The following is a 20,776-nucleotide window of genomic DNA, read 5'->3' as shown; positions in this document are numbered from 1 at the left end:
AATGACTATGAAATTGAACTTCTCTTTATACCGTTACAACCCGGATGTAGACACAAAACCTTACATGAAGGATTACACCCTTGAGGTGGAAGAAGGCTCAGACATGATGGTTTTGGATGCGTTGATTCTGCTGAAAGAGCAAGATCCTAGCATCTCATTCCGTCGCTCATGTCGTGAAGGTGTTTGTGGCTCTGATGGCCTGAACATGAATGGTAAAAACGGTCTAGCGTGTATTACACCGCTTTCAGCACTGCAGGGTGACAAGATTGTCATCCGACCATTACCAGGTCTACCAGTAGTACGCGATCTTATCGTTGACATGACGCAGTTCTACGATAACTATGCGAAAGTTAAGCCTTTCTTGATTGATGATGGTGCTCTACCACCTTCACGCGAGAACTTACAATCGCCAGATGAACGTGCGCATTTAGATGGATTGTACGAATGTATCATGTGTGCATGTTGTACAACTTCTTGTCCATCATTCTGGTGGAACCCAGATAAATTTATCGGCCCTGCTGGTCTTTTAGCGGCTTACCGCTGGCTAATTGATAGCCGAGATACAGCGACTGATGAACGTTTGTCCGATCTTGATGATGCATTTAGCGTTTTTCGTTGCCATGGCATCATGAATTGTGTAAGTGTTTGTCCTAAGGGGCTAAATCCTACGAAAGCCATCGGTCACATCAAGTCGATGCTGGTGAATCGTTCGATTTAATTAACAACAAAAATTGCCGCTCTACTTGGAGCGGCTCTTAATAGCTCGGCGCAGACCGAAGCAAACGTGAAAACTACTGGTTAAGGGAAAATATGCACAACGGCGTGATGAAGGCATGGCTCGAGTCTTCACACTTGGCTGGCGCCAATGCAACGTATGTAGAGGACCTCTACGAACTGTATCTAAGTGATCCCGATCTGGTAAGTGAGGAGTGGAAACGCGTATTTGATGAGTTGCCTAAGAACTCAGAAGAAGTGGCTGAACAGCCGCACTCGCGTGTCCGTGACTACTTCCGACGACTCGCTCAAGAAACAAAGCATTACAGTGTCCAAGTTAGTGATCCAGATGTCGACGCTAAGCAAGTAAAAGTTCTACAGCTTATCAACGCATACCGCTTCCGCGGTCATGAAGCTGCTGAACTCGATCCTCTAGGTCTATGGCAACGTCCACCTGTGGCGGAGCTAGACCCTGCATTCCACAATCTCACCGAAGATGACTTCGCAGAAACTTTCAACGTAGGTTCTTTTGCCATTGGCCAAGAGACGATGCAGTTGAAAGACATCTACTCAGCACTGAAGAAGACTTACTGTGGTTCTATCGGTGCAGAATACATGCACATGACAGACACAGAGCAAAAGCGTTGGATCCAACAACGTTTAGAGTCTGTCGTTGGTCAGCCATCTTTCGATAAAGACGAAAAACGTACATTCCTTGAGGAGCTAACGGCTGCTGAAGGTCTTGAGCGTTACTTGGGTGCAAAATTCCCTGGTGCGAAGCGTTTCTCGCTTGAGGGTGGTGATGCACTGATTCCGATGACAAAAGAGCTGATCCGTCACGCTGGTACAAGCGGCATGCGTGAAGTGGTTATCGGTATGGCTCACCGTGGACGTTTGAACATGCTTGTTAACGTTCTTGGTAAGAAGCCACAAGATTTGTTTGATGAGTTTGCGGGCAAGCATGATGAAACATGGGGTACGGGCGATGTTAAGTACCACCAAGGTTTCTCTGCAGACTTTGCAACGCCGGGTGGTGATGTTCACCTAGCGCTAGCCTTCAACCCATCTCACCTTGAGATTGTAAACCCAGTAGTTATTGGTTCAGTTCGTGCTCGTCAAGATCGCTTAGGTGACTTTGATGGAAGCCGTGTACTACCTATCACTATCCACGGTGACTCTGCAATCGCAGGTCAGGGTGTGGTAGCAGAGACGTTCAACATGTCTCTTGCACGTGGTTTCTGCGTTGGCGGTACAGTTCGTATTGTTGTGAACAACCAAGTTGGTTTCACGACTTCGAACCCTCGCGATACACGTTCGACCATGTACTGTACTGACATCGCGAAGATGGTACAGGCACCAATTTTCCACGTTAACGCTGACGATCCAGAAGCGGTTGCTTTCGTAACGCGCATTGCACTGGATTACCGTAACGAGTTCAAACGCGATGTTGTGATTGATTTGGTTTGTTACCGTCGTCATGGTCACAACGAAGCGGATGAGCCGAATGCAACTCAGCCGTTGATGTACCAAAAAATCAAGAAACACCCAACGCCTCGTAAACTGTACGCTGATGTTCTGATCGACAAAAACGAATCAGATATCGAAGTGGCGACTCAGTTAGTTAACGAGTACCGCGACGCGCTAGACAAAGGCGAAGTCGTGGTTAAAGAGTGGCGCCCAATGGCTCTACACTCTGTTGACTGGTCACCGTACCTCGGCCATGACTGGGATGTTTCTTGGGATAGCACATTCGATTCAACTCGCTTGAAAGAGTTGGGTCAGCGTCTAATCCAATACCCAGATAGTCATAAGCTACAAAGCCGTGTAAACAAGCTATACAACGATCGTTCTGCAATGATCAGCGGTGAGAAGCCTCTTGATTGGGGTATGGCTGAAACGCTGGCGTACGCAACTCTAGTTGATGATGGCAAGCGTATCCGTATCTCTGGTCAGGACTCTGGACGTGGTACTTTCTTCCACCGTCACTCAGTTCTGCATAACCAGAACGACGCAAGCACCTACATTCCGTTGGCGAATATTCATGACAAACAAGGTCCATTCCAAGTCTTTGACTCAGTGTTGTCAGAAGAAGCGGTATTGGCGTTTGAATATGGTTACGCGACAGCAGAGCCAAGCGGTTTGACCATTTGGGAAGCACAGTTCGGTGACTTCGCGAACGGTGCACAAGTGGTGATTGACCAGTTTATCTCGTCAGGTGAGCAAAAGTGGGCTCGTCTATGTGGTCTCACTATGTTGTTGCCACACGGTTACGAAGGTCAGGGCCCTGAGCACTCATCTGCGCGTTTAGAGCGTTACCTACAATTATGTGCTGAACAAAACATGCAGGTTGTAGTGCCATCTACACCAGCACAGGTTTACCACATGATCCGTCGTCAGGTGGTGCGTCCTATGCGTCGTCCACTGATTGTTATGTCACCTAAGTCGCTACTGCGTCATCCACTTTGTACATCGTCATTGGAAGAGCTTTCTGAAGGCACATTCCAACCAGCGATTCCAGAGATCGATAATCTGGATCCAAGCAAAGTGAAACGTGTTGTGTTCTGTTCAGGTAAGGTTTATTTCGACCTTCTAGAGCAGCGTCGCAACAACGAACAAGATGATGTTGCTATTGTGCGTATCGAGCAGCTTTACCCATTCCCAATGGATGAAGTTCAAGCCGCTATCGCGCAATACACGAATGTTGAAGATTTCGTGTGGTGTCAGGAAGAGCCTCAAAACCAGGGTGCTTGGTACTGTAGCCAACACAACTTCCGTGCTGCTATTCCAGCAGGCGCAGATCTTAAATACGCAGGTCGCCCAGCTTCTGCTTCGCCAGCAGTAGGCTACATGTCGGTGCACTTGAAACAACAAAAAGCGTTGGTTGAAGACGCTCTGAACGTGAACTCAAAAACTTCGAATTAAGAACTAGAAGTTAAAGGAAGAAACAGATATGACAATTGAAATTCTGGTTCCAGATTTACCTGAATCAGTTGCTGACGCAACCGTAGCGACATGGCACAAACAACCAGGCGACGTAGTCGAGCGTGATGAAGTTCTGGTTGATATCGAAACCGATAAAGTTGTGCTTGAAGTACCGGCTCCGGAAGCGGGCGTTTTAGAAGCCATTATTGAAGAAGAAGGTGCAACAGTACTTTCTAAGCAGTTGATCGCGAAGCTTAAGCCAGGCGCAGTAGCAGGCGAACCAACAACAGATTCAACAGAAGACAAAGAAGCGTCTCCTGATAAGCGTCATAAAGCAACGCTAACAGAAGAGAGCAACGATGCGCTAAGCCCAGCTGTTCGTCGTCTTCTTGCTGAACACGGTCTTGAAGCTAGCCAAGTGAAAGGCTCTGGTGTTGGCGGTCGTATTACTCGCGAAGACATTGAAGCACACCTTGCAAACGCAAAAGCGGCACCTAAAGCAGAAGCTCCAGCAGCCGTTGAAGCGCCTGCAGCGGCTCGTAGCCAAAAGCGTGTGCCAATGACGCGTCTGCGTAAGACAGTAGCAAACCGTCTTCTAGAAGCGAAGAACAACACGGCAATGCTAACCACGTTTAACGAAGTGAACATGAAGCCAATCATGGACCTTCGTAAGCAATACAAAGACCAGTTCGAAGAGCGTCACGGTACTCGTCTTGGCTTCATGTCTTTCTACGTGAAAGCAGTAACTGAAGCACTAAAACGTTACCCAGAAGTGAATGCATCTATCGATGGTGATGACATCGTTTACCACAACTACTTCGACATCAGCATGGCGGTTTCTACGCCACGTGGTCTGGTGACACCAGTTCTAAAAGACTGCGACACACTAGGTTTTGCTGACATCGAAAAAGGCATCAAAGAGCTAGCAATCAAAGGCCGTGACGGCAAGCTAACGGTTGATGAGTTGATGGGCGGTAACTTCACAATCACTAATGGTGGTGTATTTGGTTCATTGATGTCTACGCCAATCATCAACCCACCACAATCGGCAATCTTGGGCATGCACAAAATCCAAGAGCGTCCAATGGCGGTTGACGGCAAAGTAGAAATCTTGCCAATGATGTACCTAGCACTATCTTACGACCACCGTTTGATCGATGGCCGTGAGTCAGTGGGTTTCCTAGTAACCATTAAAGAGCTACTAGAAGATCCAGCGCGTCTGCTATTAGACGTTTAATATCGCTAAAACGTCGAGTTGTCTCTGATAGCTCGACGTCTACAGCATCCGAGGCTAGACTGGCTCAGCGTCTGGCCTTCATTTGAACTGCCCCCGATATAAACTTATAAGCAGTTGATTTGAGAAGACCCTACAGACGTACCGCATCGATGCGGCGTTATGGAAATAATAAATCCCTTAAGGGATAAACAAACGGAATATCAAAATGAATTTGCACGAATACCAAGCCAAACAGCTGTTTGCAGAATTCGGTTTGCCTGTACCGGAAGGCTACGCATGTGATACGCCACAAGAAGCTTTCGAAGCAGCAGGTCGCATCACTACTGAAAAGAAAGTTGTAAAATGTCAGGTTCACGCTGGTGGCCGCGGTAAAGCGGGCGGCGTTGAGCTACACGATACAAAAGATGGCGTAAAAGAATTCGCACAAAAATGGCTAGGTAAGAACTTGGTTACTTACCAAACAGACGCAAATGGTCAGCCTGTTACTAAAATCCTTGTAGAAGAAGCGTCTAACATCGCTAACGAACTTTACCTTGGTGCGGTTGTTGACCGTGCAACTCGTAAGATCGTTTTCATGGCTTCGACTGAAGGTGGTGTGGAAATCGAAAAAGTTGCGGAAGAAACGCCGGAGCTAATCCACAAAGCAGCAATCGATCCACTAGTAGGCCCTCAGGCTTACCAAGGTCGCGAGCTAGCGTTCAAGCTTGGTCTTGAAGGTGACCAAATCAAACAATTTGTTAAGATCTTCATGGGTCTTGGCACTATGTTCTCTCAGTACGACCTAGCGCTACTAGAGATCAACCCATTGGTTATTACTGGCGAAGGCAACCTGCTGTGTCTTGACGGTAAGATCAACATCGACTCAAACGCGCTATACCGTCAGCCTAAGCTTCGTGAAATGCACGATCCTTCACAAGAAGACGAGCGTGAAGCGCACGCAGCTCAGTGGGAACTGAACTACGTAGCACTAGATGGCAACGTTGGCTGTATGGTTAACGGTGCGGGTCTAGCGATGGGTACAATGGACATCGTAAACCTACACGGTGGTAAGCCTGCTAACTTCCTAGACGTAGGTGGCGGCGCAACAAAAGAGCGTGTAGCAGAAGCATTCAAAATCATCCTATCTGATGACAACGTGAAAGCGGTTCTAGTAAACATCTTCGGCGGTATCGTTCGTTGTGACATGATCGCAGAAGGCATCATCGGTGCAGTGAAAGAAGTTGGTGTAACTGTACCTGTTGTTGTTCGTCTAGAAGGTACTAACGCTGACCTAGGTCGCGAAGTTCTTGCTAATTCTGATGTTGATATCATTGCTGCTGAGTCGCTAACAGATGCTGCTCAGAAAGTTGTTGCTGCTGCGGAGGCTAAATAATGTCTGTACTAATTAACAAAGACACTAAAGTAATCTGTCAGGGCTTCACTGGTGGTCAAGGTACTTTCCACTCAGAGCAGGCAATTGCTTACGGTACACAAATGGTTGGTGGTGTATCTCCAGGTAAAGGTGGTCAAACTCACCTTGGCCTTCCTGTATTCAACACGGTACGTGAAGCAGTAGAAGTGACTGGCGCAACAGCAACAGTTATCTACGTTCCAGCACCATTCTGTAAAGATGCAATCCTAGAAGCGATCGACGCGGGTATCGAGCTTATCGTAACGATCACTGAAGGCATCCCAACAACAGATATGATCGACGTAAAAGTGAAGCTAGAAGAAACTGGCGTTCGCATGATCGGTCCTAACTGTCCGGGTGTTATCACTCCTGATGAGTGTAAGATTGGTATCATGCCTGGTCACATCCACAAGAAAGGTAAAGTGGGTATCGTTTCTCGCTCAGGCACACTAACGTACGAAGCGGTTAAGCAAACGACTGATGAAGGCTTTGGCCAGTCAACGTGTGTTGGTATCGGTGGTGACCCAATCCCAGGTTCAAACTTCATCGACATCCTGAAGCTTTTCCAAGAAGACCCTGAAACAGAAGCAATCGTAATGATTGGTGAGATCGGTGGTACTGCGGAAGAAGAAGCAGCAGCTTACATCAAAGAAAACGTAACGAAGCCAGTGGTTTCTTACATCGCGGGTGTTACTGCTCCTCCTGGTAAGCGTATGGGTCACGCAGGTGCAATCATCTCTGGTGGTAAAGGTACTGCAGAAGACAAATTCGCAGCACTAGAAGCAGCTGGCGTTAAGACTGTGAAATCTCTAGCTGAGATTGGTAAAGGTCTACGTGAAGTGACAGGTTGGTAATTAACCAAATCACACTATAAGCATTAAAAAGCCTGCGATTTCGCAGGCTTTTCTTTTTCCGTCCCACCTTGTTTTTATCTTGCTTTGATTTCTGTCTCAAGCATGAGGTGGGTTGTATTAAACGCTCGGGCTATGCTTTGCGGCTAATAAGTTGGCTAAGCATGAATAAGAATGTGGCACTGATTACGACAGAGGGACCCGCTGGAGTATCGAAATGCCAAGACAGGCTCAGTCCCATCAACACCGCGATAGAACCAATAATCGATGCAAACAGCGCCATCTGCTCCGGTGAAGAAGAGACTTTACGAGCCGTTGCCGCTGGGATAATCAGTAGTGAAGTCATGATCAGTGCGCCAACAAACTTCATACCGACTGCGATCACTACACCAACCATAAGCATCAGAACTAGACGTACCAAATCGGTATTCACCCCTTCCACAGCAGCAAGCTCTTCACTCACGGTACTAGATAGTAGTGGACGCCAGAAAAGATATAAGCATGCACTAACTGCGAGTACACCAGCGTAGATGAACATCAGATCTTGAGGTGATACCGCGAGTAGGTCACCAAACAAGTAGCTCATTAGATCGACGCGAACATTGTCTAAGAAGCTGACGGAAACCAAACCAATCGACAAAGCACTGTGAGCCAAAATGCCCAGCAATGTATCCGTCGCGACAAGCTGTTGCTTTTGAAGTGTCACTAGCAGTACCGCTAATGCAAGACAGCAAACGAGCAGAGCAAGATATAGGTTGATATCTAGCAGAAAGCCAAGCGCCAGCCCCATTAAAGACGCGTGCGCGAGTGTGTCACCAAAGTAAGCCATTTTGCGCCACACTACGAATGAACCAAGTGGACCTGCGATAATCGCGATACCAATGCCGGCCAATATTGAAGGCAGTAAAAACTCAATCATGATGGTGATGTCCGTGAGCGTGGTTTAAGCAAGAGGTAGCGTCGCCAGTGACTGGTGAGCCAGCTAAATCGTGATGATGGTGTTCGTGGTCATGGTGGTAAAACGCTAGAGACTCACGGGTGGCATTGCCAAATAGAGCAATGTAAGAAGGATGCTGAGTAATGGTTGCCGGCGAGCCTGAACAGCACACGTGGTGATGCAAACAAATCACATCATCGGTCTTAGCCATGACTAAATGTAGGTCGTGTGAAACCATAAACACACCACAATCAAAGCGATGTCGGATGCTTTCAATCAGGTCATATAAGTCTATTTGGCCTTGAACATCGACACCTTGAGCGGGTTCATCCAAAACGAGAAGTTCTGGGCGTTGAAGGAGCGCTCGTGCTAGAAGTACGCGCTGATTTTCGCCACCAGATAGACGATGCATGTTACTTGCGATCAGGTGCTCGGCACCGACAAGGCGTAACGCATCAAGGCACTCTTGCTTGCTATACTTGCCTGCGAGGTTTAAAAAGCGAATCACGTTCAGCGGAAGAGAGTCGTTGAGTTTCAGTTTCTGAGGGACATAACCAATTTTCAGCTTACGCTGTTTGGTTAATTTACCGCTGGTCGGTTTCTGGAGACCTAGAATGACTTTAACTAACGTCGATTTTCCCGCTCCATTGGGACCAATTAGGGTAGTGATCTTGCCCTTTTCTAATTCCATAGTGACATTGTCGAGAACTCTACGTTCGTCAAACTCGACGCACAGTTGCTCAAGACGGACTAGTGAAGACATGAATGAAACTCATTTGCAAAATAATAATGTTATAATGTAACATTATCTCACTTTCCACGCCATACCCCAAGTAAAACTATGAAAAGAGCTATAATTCTTGCTGCTACAGCAATGTTAACCTTACCTGCTCACGCAGTCACTGTGTTAACCAGTATTAAACCGATTCAAATGATCGCAACCGAGCTAACGGAAGGTGTGACAAAACCAGACGTGCTGCTTCAAAACAACGCTTCGCCTCATGACTACGCTTTGCGTCCATCCGATGTAAAGAAAGTTGCAGCGGCAGATCTTGTCATTTGGTACGGTCATGATCTTGAGCCGTTTCTAGAGAAAGTCGTGACCGACAAAGGTAATACGCTAACGATTAGTCAAATTCCGGATTTGTCATTGCGCGAGTTTGGTAGCGAACATGCTCATGACCATGACGGTCACAACCATGGCACTCACGATCCTCACTTTTGGTTAGGTATTGAAACCGTTCAACAAGTTGCGAATGCTATTGCTCACAAGTTGGCTGAAATTGACCCTGAACACGCTGCAACTTATGCGGAAAACTTAAACAAGTTTGAAGTCCAGTTGAAAGCGACAGACGCAGAAATCAAACAGCAACTTACGCCAGTGAAAGACAAAGGTTACTTTGTATTCCACGATGCTTACGGTTATTTCGAAGAGCGCTACGACCTAAATCAAATGGGTCACTTTACCGTTTCTCCTGATCGAAAACCTGGTGCGAAAACGCTGATTCATATCCGTAAAACACTTGGCACTGGTGATGTAGCCTGTGTGTTCTCTGAGCCTCAATTTACACCCGCAGTGATTGAGAGTGTGATGCGCGGTAGTGACGTAAAAACGGGTATTCTTGATCCGTTAGGTAGCGAGATTGACGTAAAGTCAGGCAGTTACTTTGAATTTCTTCAAGGCATGTCGAATAGCTTTAGTCAGTGTTTGAGCGAAAAGTAACAATTGTGTTGTGCTTCTTGCATCAGATCTGTTTTTAACGTGATCTAGCAGTAAGAATTGCAAACCTTAGGCGCAGTGAGTCTTTCCTATCAAAGGATTTGAGATATCATTATCAATAATTAGCGGCTCGAAATAACCATATAGACACTAAGCTACGGAAAGCATGAGTGAATGATGAGACCGCACGTATTGATACATGTAAGGATTTTATCTTGCTGCGCCAAATAGCCCTACTTTTTTGGGCTTTTATCCTCTCATTTCAAGCAATTGCTTCAAGTGAAGCGAATGCGATCTTTTACCCTTTGCCGAATCAGGTTAAGGGCACTTTTATTGCAGCGAAAAAATTGTTCCCCGGTGAACAAGGTGGGCTCTGGATCCATGATGTTCATGGTCGTGTTCTGTTCTATGATGGCCAAACCACATTGCCAAAATCCGGTAGCTTTCTCAGAAACAAAGTAGAGCAGCTGGCTTACCACAAAGGCTCATTTTGGACATTTATTGAAAACGAGGTTTATCAAACTTACCCGAACCAAGAGCGTCGTTTAGTCTTTAGCCTCAATCCAGGCTCTCAGATCCGTAAGATTGGCTCATCCGGGAACTATATTTGGGTCAGTGATGGTGCGCAGTTCTATACCTATAATGTTGAAACCAGCGAACTGAACTCCTTTTCTCTATTACAGCTCTATCAGCATAGTAATAACAGTTACGTCTATATTAATGACGCTATCTTTGTCGAAACCAAGTGGGCGTTGGCGACAACTTCAGGCGTATACCTATCAGAAGGCAGCAAGTTTAATCATGTTGTCTCATCGGGCAAAAATTACATCGAGAAAGTGTATTACTCCCATACTCGTCGTGAAATCTTAGTCGGCACTTTAAAAGGCGCGTTGATATTTAATATCTATGAGCCAGGCAAGCCTGTTATTCGAATTGGCGCTTCTCATGTCTTAACCTTTGCTGAAACCAATCAAGAATACTGGGTAGGGACAGAGCAAGGTCTTTATTTGTATTCCTTCTTAACTGGCGAAGTAACCCAAGTGACACCAGCAAGTTTTCTGGAACTAGAGCTCGCCAGTACCAAAATTTACTCGTTGCTGAACGATAATATGGGGGGAATGTGGATTGCCACCAACCAAGGCATTCGCTATTACTCTCTGTTTAGTAAAAAGTTTGAGCGAATCACGTTCAGCAGTTATGACCAACAAATGCTCTCTGGTCGTATTCGGCAGACGCTTACCGGACCCGATGGTGCACTTTGGTTTGCGGACGATCATAAGTTGTATCGCTCGAACAATGGCAGCATTACCGATGTGTTGAATGTGTCGTCACAAATTAACGAATTTGCTTTTCAGGGAGAAAGGCTCTGGGTTGCTACGTCCACGGGTTTAGAAATATATAGCCTGAAAAACTTACAGCAGATGACATTCCCTTACCTGCAAGTCATCGCAGGTAAGACAATCGACCATATTACCGCGGATGGCCCCAATCGCCTTTGGATATCCAGTGGTTATCAGCTATTTAATATTGATGCTGTTAACCAGGCTATGAGAAATTTTGGCAGCGAATGGTTAGTGAGTAAGTTCTTACCCGCGAAGATTACGCGTCTGTACGACAAGGAAGAGTTGCTGCTGATAGGGACTGACCACGGCGTTTACGAGTATGACGGAGAGCGAATTCGCTTTAACCATTTTTCAGAAAAGTACGGTGAATCACTCGATATTATTACCGCAAATGATGGCTCGCAGTGGTTTGCTTCCGCCTATGGCGTTTTCAGAACCGTTCCGGGCAGCAATGAAAAACAAGTGATGGAGATGAGTGTCGCAAACTCTCGCCCAGCTTGTTTGCTTAGTGATTCGGAAGGGGTGTGGCTTGCTTCTTCTGTTGGCTTAAGTTACTACCATTTATCAGGACAGCTCATGAAGCATTACTCTTCTTCATCGGGCCTTATCAATAATGAATTCTTACCAGGCATTTGTAACGTTATCCGTAGTGCTGAAGATAGTGATCGCCAACTTATCTTTGGCTCTCAGTATGGGTTAGTTAAAGCTGACTCGTCTAAATTGCTGGTTTCTAACACGCCAGAATCTAAGCTTATTGTTAGCCAAGTCATGCTGGAAAATGAAGTGGTGCAAGTGGGTAGTGCCGACTTAGAAGAGATGAAGCTGCCTTATGGATCGTCCCTTAGTTTCCTTTTTGGTGTGATGCCCAAGCCTGACAATCAGAATTTGTATTATCGCTTAAATGAAAGTGAGAAATGGCAAACGTTAGAAGGTGGGCAATTAACGTTAGAACACCTTAATTCTGGCGATTACCACTTACAGGTTAGTAATGACTTACAACTGGCTTCGGGTTTGATCGGATTAGACTCCAGATTTACAGTGCTTAAACCATGGTATCTATCGAGGTTGGCCATATCGGGCTTTACCTTGGCTGTTATTGCGGTTCTTGCCCTTCTAATGTACTGGCGCTCACGCTATGTGCTGCAAGCTAACCGAGATCTGGCAGCTCAAGTTACGTTAAAAACCAACCAGCTGCGCCATCAAAGTCGAGTGTTGTTGACCAGTAACCAACAATTGAGAAAGCAGATTCAGGTAAGAAACCTGCTGGTGGATCATGTTGCTCAATCGATAAAGTCGAGTATTGATTCGATCGCGAACAAGCTTCCTATTGATGTGGATTCGGCAACTCAAGACCATTTATCCAAGACCTACTGGCAATTGAACGAGCTTAAAAGTGCTCCTGAAGACACCAGCAGCGGCAGTCAAAATTACAACTTAAGTCAGATAACCCAATCGGTGGTGGATGTTTGGCGCGAGGACTTTTCAAAAGCAGGCATTAATGTCGAACTGCAAGATGAGCAAAAGGCGAGCCGTATTTCATTAGAGAGCTTTAACCTCGATGTCATTTTTAACAGCATCTTTGCCAACATCATCAAGCGCTCGTTCCGGGGACAGTTGGTTAAATTAACACTGGAAGAGGGCAATGATATTGTCTCGCTGAGCTTCATTGACCATGGTACTCAGTTGCCAAGTAAAGCATCGACAATACGTCCAACGAGCACCAACAATGTTGACTTAAGTATGGATAACCTGCCTCAATTAGTTGCAGCCAGTGGCGGTCATTTATCGATGTTCACTTCTGATGCTCAAAATAAAATAGAGATTTCGTGGCCATGTGCTCAAGAGCCAAGCCATGTTGAGGAGGCGCTTCCTGAGTTTGCTCAGACACAGCAACCTCAACAAGAAGAGATGTCGCCTGAGCAAGAGTGGTTAATGAAAGTGTATCAGTTAGTGGCTGAGCACTACCACGACCCAGAGTTTGGTACGGCATCTGCCGCTAAGATGTTGTTTATGTCTGAGCGAAGCTTGCAGAGACGATTTAAGTCGGCGTCGTCCAGAACACTAAAAGATTATGTAACGGAAGTCAGGTTGGAGACCGCATGTGAGCAGTTGCTAGCTGGTGAGAAGATCAGTGAAGTTGCCTTCAACTGTGGCTTCAATGACCCATCCTACTTTAGCCAGAAGTTTAAATTACACTTTGGGTTACCGCCGTCTAAGTTCGCGATGACACAAGAGAGCCAAACAAGCCTATAGTGCTAATTCAAAGTTTATCTAGCCCAGCTATTAGAGTTGGGCTTTTTTACGCTTGTAAGACGAGCGGTATCGTAAAGAACGCGATATGGATGCTAGGTAGAAGGGTAATCAGATTTAATCTGGCGGGATGCGGGATGAAAGGCTCGATCCATCTAACGAGGAATACATGTAGCACAATGGCGATATAAAATTGCGATAGGTAACGAGAATAATTGGGATTTTTTCGAGGAAAACGTTTAGGGATTATAGGACGTTAAGTGATAAGCGAATGAAGAAAGAGAAGAAAAAAAATATCGTGGTATAGCCGGGGGGACTATACCACGGGTGTCAATGACACCTTCGCTTGCTGCCGGAGTGACATGTTGCCATGCCACCTCTGGAATTCTTTTGAGTGGCTGTTGCCTCTCGATGGGTTAACTATACGAGACCTTACTTATTTTTCTTATAAAAATAACGACAGCTTTATGTGAGAAAAGCGACAAAGTTTTATTTTGACATTAAGTTTCTGTTTTTAAATGAAAATTAATGTTGTCCAACTTAGTTTGTTACGGGTGTGTTAATTTTGGTCAGCCTGAAAATATTCGATTTTGACGAAAATGACGTGATATAACTTGACGGAGTTAACGTTAAACTGTCGGTGGTAATAGTGAAATCTTTGATTTCACACAATGATTAAGGTGATGTAGAAGAGTAGAATCGGCGCATTAAATAGTCTTAATAATAATATTTATCATTAGCAATACTCTTAAGGGCCACTATGAAGCTATCAGAAATTAAACCCGGAGAAACGGTCACCATCCGATTATTGGAAGGTCTCACATCGGATGTCAGAAAAAAGCTGATGGTTATGGGGTTATTGCCAAACACAGAAGTAAAAGTGATTCGACGTGCGCCAATGGGTGATCCACTGCAAGTTGAAGTCCGTGGTGTTTCTGTTGCGTTGCGAGAAACCATTGCGCAGAACATCGAAGTGGAGCGAGCATAATGCAATACCAAATTCTTACTGTTGGTAACCCTAATAGTGGTAAAACGACGCTTTTCAATGGCCTGACTGGTGCTAAGCAGCAAGTCGGTAACTGGGCTGGTGTGACTGTTGAGAAGAAAACAGGTCAGTACAAACATGCTGGTGATGAGTTCTTACTGACAGACCTTCCGGGTATCTACTCTCTAGACAGTGGCAACGACAGTAACAGTATCGACGAATCAATTGCATCTCGTGCGGTACTTACTCATCCTGCTGACTTGATCATCAACGTGGTGGACGCAACAAGTCTAGAACGCTCTCTATATATGACGTTGCAGCTGCGCGAACTCGGTCGCCCAATGATCGTCGTGTTGAACAAGATGGACGCGCTTAAGCGTGAGCGCCAAGTCATTAACGTTGCAGAGTTAGAAAAAACATTGGGTTGCCCGGTGGTGAGTTTGTCTGCAACAAATAAAGGACAAGTTGCAGAGTTTAAAGAGAAGCTGCATAAGTCTGTGGTTCAAGGTGTTGCACTAAAAGAAATTTCTTTGAACTACGGCGAGCAAATGGAAGCGGCGATCAACAACGTTTCGGCTCTTTTCAATGATCAAACCGTTTCCAACCGTGCTCTAGCAATTCGCGCGCTAGAAAAAGACGCGTTGGTTCTTAACAGCATGTCTGATGCTGACCGCAACAGCGTTGAAAACACGATCGCTGAGCTTGAACTGGATGTTGACCTGCACGTTGCCGACACAAAATACACACATCTTCATGAAGAGTGTAAGAAAGTACGCCGTAGCGAAGGTAAGCTAAGTCGTAGTGTGACTGAAAAGCTCGACCAGTTCATCTTAAACAAGTGGGTGGGTATCCCGTTCTTCTTTGTTGTGATGTACCTGATGTTTATGTTCTCTATCAACATTGGTAGTGCGTTCATCGACTTTTTCGATATCGGTGTTGGTGCGATATTAGTGGATGGTGGTCACCACTTGTTAGATGGCCATTTACCAGTGTGGTTAGTGACGGTGCTTGCTGACGGTATCGGCGGTGGTATCCAGACTGTTGCAACCTTCATTCCGGTTATTGCATGTTTGTATCTGTTCCTAGCGGTACTTGAAAGCTCAGGTTACATGGCTCGTGCTGCATTTGTACTTGATAAAGTCATGCAAAAAATCGGTCTGCCGGGCAAAGCATTTGTACCACTGGTTCTTGGCTTTGGTTGTAACGTACCGTCAATCATGGCGACTCGTACCCTAGACCAAGAGCGTGAGCGTAAACTGGCTGCATCTATGGCGCCGTTTATGTCATGTGGTGCCCGTCTGCCAGTATACGCGCTGTTTGCTGCGGCATTTTTCCCTGGTTCTGGTCAGAACATCGTATTTGCACTTTACCTACTTGGTATTGTGGCAGCGATCTTCACGGGTCTTTTCCTTAAGCACACGCTTTACCCAGGTAGCAGTGATAGTTTGGTGATGGAAATGCCGGACTACGAGCTTCCTACTCTACAAAACGTTGTAATCAAAACATGGCAAAAGCTAAAGCGCTTTGTATTGGGTGCAGGTAAAACGATCGTCGTTGTTGTTGCTATTCTTAGCTTCTTTAACTCGCTAGGTACCGATGGCAGCTTTGGTAACGAAGACAGTGAGAACTCTGTACTTTCTAAAGCAGCACAAGTCGTAACACCAGTCTTCGCGCCAATCGGTGTTCAAGAAGATAACTGGCCAGCGACAGTAGGTATTATTACCGGTATTTTCGCGAAAGAAGCGGTGGTTGGCACGTTGAACAGCCTATACACCACTCCAAGCGATGGTGAAGAAGCTGAATTCGATCTAATGGGCAGCCTAGAAGAGGCGGTAATGAGTATCCCTGAAAACCTTGCTGGCTTGAGCTACTCAGATCCGCTCGGTATTGAGGTTGGTGACTTAACAGACTCAAATGCAGTGGCAGAAGACCAAGAAGTTGATGCGTCTATTTTTGGTAACATTAAAGCGAAGTTCGCCTCTGGCAATGCTGCATTTGCCTACCTAATCTTTATCCTACTGTACACTCCTTGTGTGGCGGCGATGGGTGCCTACGTTCGTGAATTTGGCCATAAGTTCGCCCGCTTTATTGCAGTTTGGACAATGGCGTTAGCGTACTTATGTGCAACGTTCTACAACCAGTTGACGCACTTCGCGGATAGCCCGATTACTAGCGGTATTTGGATGGCAGCGATCGTAGCTATCTTCTTTGGCACGTATCGTGTGTTCAAGCGAGTTGGCAAGAAGCAACAAGGTTCGTTAGAGGCGCAAGTAGCATGATTTTAAAAGAGCTTTATCAATACATTGCAGACAAAGGAACCGTCTCCCAGTCAGATCTGGCTAAGCAGTTTGGGATGAGTGAAGATGGTGCCGACGCAATGTTAAGCGTGTGGATTAAGAAGGGTAAAATTAGCCGTCTAGTCGACACCAATAAAGCTCATGACGTGACTCGAGTGCGCTACTCGGTGACCAAACAAGATGGTCTATCTCTGACAGTCACCATGTAGCGATTGTCAGAATTAGTCACCTAAAAAGTTATCACGTAAAAACGACAAAGCCGCATCTGTAATGATGCGGCTTTTCTTTTTCTGGTTATTGTTTGTGAATACAGCGAAATCAATGCTCTTCAGAGTGTTTAGTCGCGCCTAACCCTAGGAACTTCAAACCAAGACTTAAAACTAAAATCGAAATAGGCAATGTTAAGATCGTCCAATCTAAGCTGTCGAAGTTAATCAGTACGAGCTCTAAAAACTTCACAAACAAGATTACGATGATGACTTCAGCCAAAATATTTTTTAGGTGGCCGATGTTTGGGGTTCTGATCCAATGCAAAACCGACTGTTCTTGTGTTTTCGCTTTAGCTTTGTTGGAGATAAACAGTGTGTAGATGCCATGAGCAAAAATGAACAAAACTAACGCGACAAGAAACGTATCCAGTGACTTGATCAAATACGCGATCGCGATGTCTGCTTTATCTAAATGTGCGAGTGCTTCTGGAGGTGTTTGATTAAGAATGAAGACCGCAAATGCCGAATAGGTTTTTGCTGCGCCCATAACAAAAAGCAAGAACGAAGCAGCCATAGAACAGATGATGGCGATCCAGCTAACGTATCGGAATGTGTTGAAGACTTGTTTCATGATGACCCTCTCTAATTGAGCTGGCAGTCTAAACAAGTTTGATTTAAGTGATAATCCCATAAAAATGAGAAAGATTGTTACAAATGTGTATTAATCTTTCTCTGTCTATTTCAGTCGTATTCAAAAACGAATTATTTTCGCTAGCAGTGCTTATGCTTTTTGGAAAATAGAGCTCAGTGACAGCACATTTTTAATGCGACCAAGCAATTCGTTTTGCTCTTCTTCTGTACGGAATTCACCTTTGGTGTTCCCCCAAACCGGTCCCGGCCATGCGACGTCATCTTTGAAGCGAGCAATATGATGAATGTGCAGCTGTGGCACCATATTACCTAGTGCACCAAGGTTTAGCTTGTCTGGACGGAAGGTTGCTTCCAGTGCTTGGCTTACCGCTTGAGACTCTAGCAAAAACTGTTGCTGTTCTTGCATTGGCAAGTGGTGAAGCTCTTTTAGGTTTGCACGTTTAGGGACCAAGATAACCCATGGCACAGCATTGTCTTTATGCAGAAGCGCCACACACAGTGGGAAGTGGCCGATAACGGTGGTGTCTTTTGCCAGTTGAGGGTGCAGTTCAAAACTCATTATATTATCCGATTTGAATTGAATGACATCAGTATACGCCAGATAAAACAAAAGGTTGACGCTTTCGCGCCAACCTTTCTAAATCGTCTCGATTCTCGATTCTCGATTCTCGATTCTCGATTCTCGATTCTCGAATCGCTTACATACGCTCTAGAGTATCGATACCTAGTAGAGACAGACCTTGCTTGATGCTCTTCGCTGTTAGGGCTGCTAGTTTTAGACGGCTTTGTTTCACTGCTTCATCTTCAGCAACTAGGATAGGGCACGCTTCGTAGAAGCTAGAGAATTGACCCGCTAGTTCGAATAGGTAGCTACACATGATGTGTGGTTGACCTTCGCGAGCAACAGATTGAACCGCTTCTTCGAACTGCATAAGTTTTGCGATAAGCGCTTTTTCTTTCTCGTCAGTGATCTTAATTTCACCTTGTAGATCATCCATAGAAACGCCAGCTTTAGCGAATACAGATGCTACGCGAGTGTATGCGTATTGCATGTATGGTGCAGTGTTACCTTCGAACGCTAGCATGTTGTCCCAATCGAACACGTAGTCCGTGGTACGGTGCTTAGAAAGGTCTGCGTATTTAACCGCTGCCATTGCAACTGTGTTAGCGATCGCTTTCTTCTCGTCTTCGGCTAGTTCTGGGTTCTTAGATTCGATCAGCTGTGCTGCACGAACTTCTGCTTCATCAAGAAGATCAGCAAGACGAACTGTACCACCTGCACGAGTCTTGAATGGCTTACCGTCTTTACCTAGCATCATACCGAACGCGTGGTGCTCAAGAGATACTGACTCTGGCACATAACCCGCTTTACGAACGATAGTCCAAGCTTGCATTAGGTGTTGGTGTTGACGAGAGTCGATGAAGTAAAGTACGCGGTCCGCGCCTAGTTCTTCGTAACGGTATTTCGCACATGCGATGTCCGTTGTTGTGTATAGGAAGCCGCCGTCGCGTTTCTGAACGATAACGCCCATCGCTTCGCCGTCTTTGTTCTTGAATTCTTCAAGGAACACTACTTGCGCGCCGTCATCTTCAACCGCAAGACCTTGTGCTTTAAGGTCTGCTACGATCTTAGGTAGCATGTCGTTGTACATGCTCTCGCCCATTACGTCATCACGAGATAGAGACACGTTTAGACGATCGTAGTTACGCTGGTTTTGGATCATGGTTACGTCAACCAGCTTCTTCCACATTTCTGCGCAGAACTCGTCGCCGCTCTGCAGTTTCACAACGTAGTTACGTGCTTTCACTGCGAATTCTTCGTCTTCGTCGTACAGTTTCTTAGACTCACGGTAGAAGCCTTCAAGGTCAGCCAGTTCCATAGAAACTTCGCCAGACTCTTGCTGTACACGCTCAAGGTTTGCGATAAGCATACCGAACTGAGTACCCCAGTCGCCGATGTGGTTCGCACGGATCACTTTGTGACCTAGGAACTCAAGAGTACGTACTACCGCATCACCGATGATGGTTGAACGTAGGTGACCAACGTGCATTTCTTTCGCAACGTTTGGTGCAGAGTAGTCAGCAACGATAGTTTGAGCTTCGTCTGCTGCAACGCCAAGGCGTGAATCAGCCAATGCTGCTTCCGCTTGCTTCGCTAGGAACTCTTCGCTTAGGAAAATGTTGATGAAACCAGGACCTGCGATTTCTGTCTTGCTCGCAATACCGTCTAGGTCTAGAACATCCAGTACTTTCTGTGCAAATTCTCGTGGGTTAGTACCCAGTTTTTTAGCAACGCCCATTACGCCGTTTGCTTGGTAGTCACCAAATTGTGGCTTTGCTGATTGGCGTACCGCCGCAGGACTGCCTGCAGGTGCGCCAGCGGCTTCTAGAGCCTGAGATACTTTGTCATTAATAAGTGCTTGGATATTCACACGCGTTTCCTTCAATTCAAGGACGAAGAACTCGGCGAAGTAAGTGCCAAGTTCTGCTGGAGTTCACAAAAATGGGGCTAATGATAACAACTTTATTGCTTTTCATACAGAGAGGAATTGGGGAAATTTATACTTTTTCGATTGAATGGAAATGAGGCTTGGTTTGCGTTTACTATTGCGCTCAGAGTAATGAGATAAATAGCCCCAAAAGAGAGCCACAATGACGACTCAACTAGTTGAAAAACGCCTAGCGCCTGAATTGATGATCCAAGATTTGGATGCATTTATGGCGAAGATTGAAGAGTTTGCATCCCTGTTAAAACTGGATCTGAGCTTTGCTCAAGCTGACCATATTGCGTTGCGTATTAACGATACTGATACCGCAAAAGCTGCGCATGAGGCTTGGATTCAACACGGAAAGGTGATTTCACAAGCGAAAATCAACGGTCGCCCAATTATTGTTATTGAGTTCGATAAAGCGTTGGAAAGCCGTGGCTGGAAGATTGAGTGTCTGGAGCTGCCATACCCTGCGGAAGGCAAAATCTACCCAACTGAAAGCTGGGAACATGTGGAGTTTGTGATTCCGTCTCATGCCGAAACCGCAGATGAGTTTCTTGCTGATTTGAGACACACTTATCCAGCGTTTGGCGCACGCTTTAATGAGTTAGAAGAGCTGGGTGTGAAGATCAAACTATCGAGCCCGAAAGGGGAAGGCGAACGCTTGAATAACCCAACGGTGGCGTTTAAGTATCAAGGCATTTGTATCAAGCTGCACCCGCATTCACTCAAGCGTATTGTTGAGTCTGAGCAGTCGTAAACGCTAGAGCGAGAGTTGCTT

General features: G+C 45.8%; 16 protein-coding genes. 11 read left to right on the top strand and 5 right to left on the bottom strand.

What is annotated here, in order from left to right; all coding sequences use genetic code 11:
* Window positions 1-7: 7 nt before the first annotated feature.
* From KIO97_RS15885 to sucD, 5 genes are all read left to right on the top strand, one after another.
* Window positions 8-718, top strand: a complete 711-nt coding sequence (locus KIO97_RS15885; protein ID WP_005426697.1) for a succinate dehydrogenase iron-sulfur subunit — start codon at window positions 8-10, stop codon at window positions 716-718.
* A 92-nt stretch (window positions 719-810) separates the two neighbouring features.
* The gene (sucA, locus tag KIO97_RS15880; protein WP_005426698.1) at window positions 811-3,636 is read left to right on the top strand and encodes a 2-oxoglutarate dehydrogenase E1 component; all 2,826 of its coding nucleotides are present in this window, start codon (window positions 811-813) and stop codon (window positions 3,634-3,636) included.
* 28 nt (window positions 3,637-3,664) lie between these two features.
* Window positions 3,665-4,873, top strand: a complete 1,209-nt coding sequence (odhB, locus tag KIO97_RS15875) for a 2-oxoglutarate dehydrogenase complex dihydrolipoyllysine-residue succinyltransferase (protein WP_005426699.1) — start codon at window positions 3,665-3,667, stop codon at window positions 4,871-4,873.
* A gap of 205 nt (window positions 4,874-5,078) precedes the next feature.
* Window positions 5,079-6,245, top strand: a complete 1,167-nt coding sequence (gene sucC / locus KIO97_RS15870; RefSeq protein WP_005426700.1) for an ADP-forming succinate--CoA ligase subunit beta — start codon at window positions 5,079-5,081, stop codon at window positions 6,243-6,245.
* Window positions 6,245-7,117, top strand: coding sequence for a succinate--CoA ligase subunit alpha (sucD, locus tag KIO97_RS15865; RefSeq protein WP_005436989.1), 873 nt, complete (start codon window positions 6,245-6,247; stop codon window positions 7,115-7,117). The genes sucC and sucD overlap by 1 nt, the downstream gene beginning before the upstream one ends.
* A 130-nt stretch (window positions 7,118-7,247) precedes the next feature.
* Here the strand turns inward: sucD and znuB are convergent, their stop codons facing one another.
* Both znuB and znuC read right to left on the bottom strand, forming a co-directional pair.
* Entirely contained in the window at window positions 7,248-8,033 is a 786-nt protein-coding gene (gene znuB, locus KIO97_RS15860) for a zinc ABC transporter permease subunit ZnuB (RefSeq protein WP_045370492.1), read from the bottom strand.
* Window positions 8,026-8,814: a zinc ABC transporter ATP-binding protein ZnuC gene (gene znuC, locus KIO97_RS15855; RefSeq protein ID WP_285383406.1), complete on the bottom strand. Its 789-nt coding sequence runs from the start codon at window positions 8,812-8,814 to the stop codon at window positions 8,026-8,028. The genes znuB and znuC overlap by 8 nt, the downstream gene beginning before the upstream one ends.
* A gap of 78 nt (window positions 8,815-8,892) precedes the next feature.
* Between znuC and znuA the strand changes: the two genes are divergently transcribed.
* From znuA to KIO97_RS15830, 5 genes are all read left to right on the top strand, one after another.
* Window positions 8,893-9,774, top strand: coding sequence for a zinc ABC transporter substrate-binding protein ZnuA (gene znuA, locus KIO97_RS15850; protein ID WP_038892099.1), 882 nt, complete (start codon window positions 8,893-8,895; stop codon window positions 9,772-9,774).
* A gap of 212 nt (window positions 9,775-9,986) precedes the next feature.
* A complete protein-coding gene (locus KIO97_RS15845; RefSeq protein WP_285383410.1) occupies window positions 9,987-13,367 on the top strand; it encodes an AraC family transcriptional regulator in 3,381 nt (1,126 codons plus the stop codon).
* Between the two features lie 757 nt (window positions 13,368-14,124).
* Window positions 14,125-14,352 carry a FeoA family protein gene (locus tag KIO97_RS15840; protein WP_005426705.1) on the top strand — a complete coding sequence of 76 codons (228 nt, stop codon included), beginning with the start codon at window positions 14,125-14,127 and terminating at the stop codon, window positions 14,350-14,352.
* Window positions 14,352-16,628: a Fe(2+) transporter permease subunit FeoB gene (gene feoB / locus KIO97_RS15835; RefSeq protein ID WP_050909024.1), complete on the top strand. Its 2,277-nt coding sequence runs from the start codon at window positions 14,352-14,354 to the stop codon at window positions 16,626-16,628. Before KIO97_RS15840 ends, feoB begins: the two co-directional genes overlap by 1 nt.
* Window positions 16,625-16,855 (top strand): FeoC-like transcriptional regulator, encoded by a 231-nt coding sequence (locus KIO97_RS15830; protein ID WP_005426709.1) that lies wholly within the window; start codon window positions 16,625-16,627, stop codon window positions 16,853-16,855. The genes feoB and KIO97_RS15830 overlap by 4 nt, the downstream gene beginning before the upstream one ends.
* Before the next feature lie 109 nt (window positions 16,856-16,964).
* Here KIO97_RS15830 and KIO97_RS15825 read toward each other — a convergent pair whose 3' ends face one another.
* From KIO97_RS15825 to argS, 3 genes are all read right to left on the bottom strand, one after another.
* Window positions 16,965-17,486: a YqhA family protein gene (locus tag KIO97_RS15825; protein WP_005426711.1), complete on the bottom strand. Its 522-nt coding sequence runs from the start codon at window positions 17,484-17,486 to the stop codon at window positions 16,965-16,967.
* Between the two features lie 150 nt (window positions 17,487-17,636).
* Entirely contained in the window at window positions 17,637-18,065 is a 429-nt protein-coding gene (locus tag KIO97_RS15820; RefSeq protein ID WP_005382194.1) for an HIT domain-containing protein, read from the bottom strand.
* Window positions 18,066-18,204: 139 nt separating this feature from the next.
* Window positions 18,205-19,938 carry an arginine--tRNA ligase gene (gene argS, locus KIO97_RS15815; RefSeq protein ID WP_285383405.1) on the bottom strand — a complete coding sequence of 578 codons (1,734 nt, stop codon included), beginning with the start codon at window positions 19,936-19,938 and terminating at the stop codon, window positions 18,205-18,207.
* A gap of 220 nt (window positions 19,939-20,158) precedes the next feature.
* Between argS and KIO97_RS15810 the strand changes: the two genes are divergently transcribed.
* Complete coding sequence (locus KIO97_RS15810; RefSeq protein WP_285383404.1) at window positions 20,159-20,755, top strand: VOC family protein; 597 nt, start codon at window positions 20,159-20,161, stop codon at window positions 20,753-20,755.
* The last annotated feature ends 21 nt before the right edge of the window (window positions 20,756-20,776 follow it).

The organism is Vibrio sp. B181a (genome assembly GCF_030248375.1).
Lineage (GTDB): Bacteria > Pseudomonadota > Gammaproteobacteria > Enterobacterales > Vibrionaceae > Vibrio > Vibrio campbellii.
The sequence above is the reverse complement of the archived record's forward strand: the minus strand, read 5'-3'. Positions and strand labels throughout refer to the sequence as shown.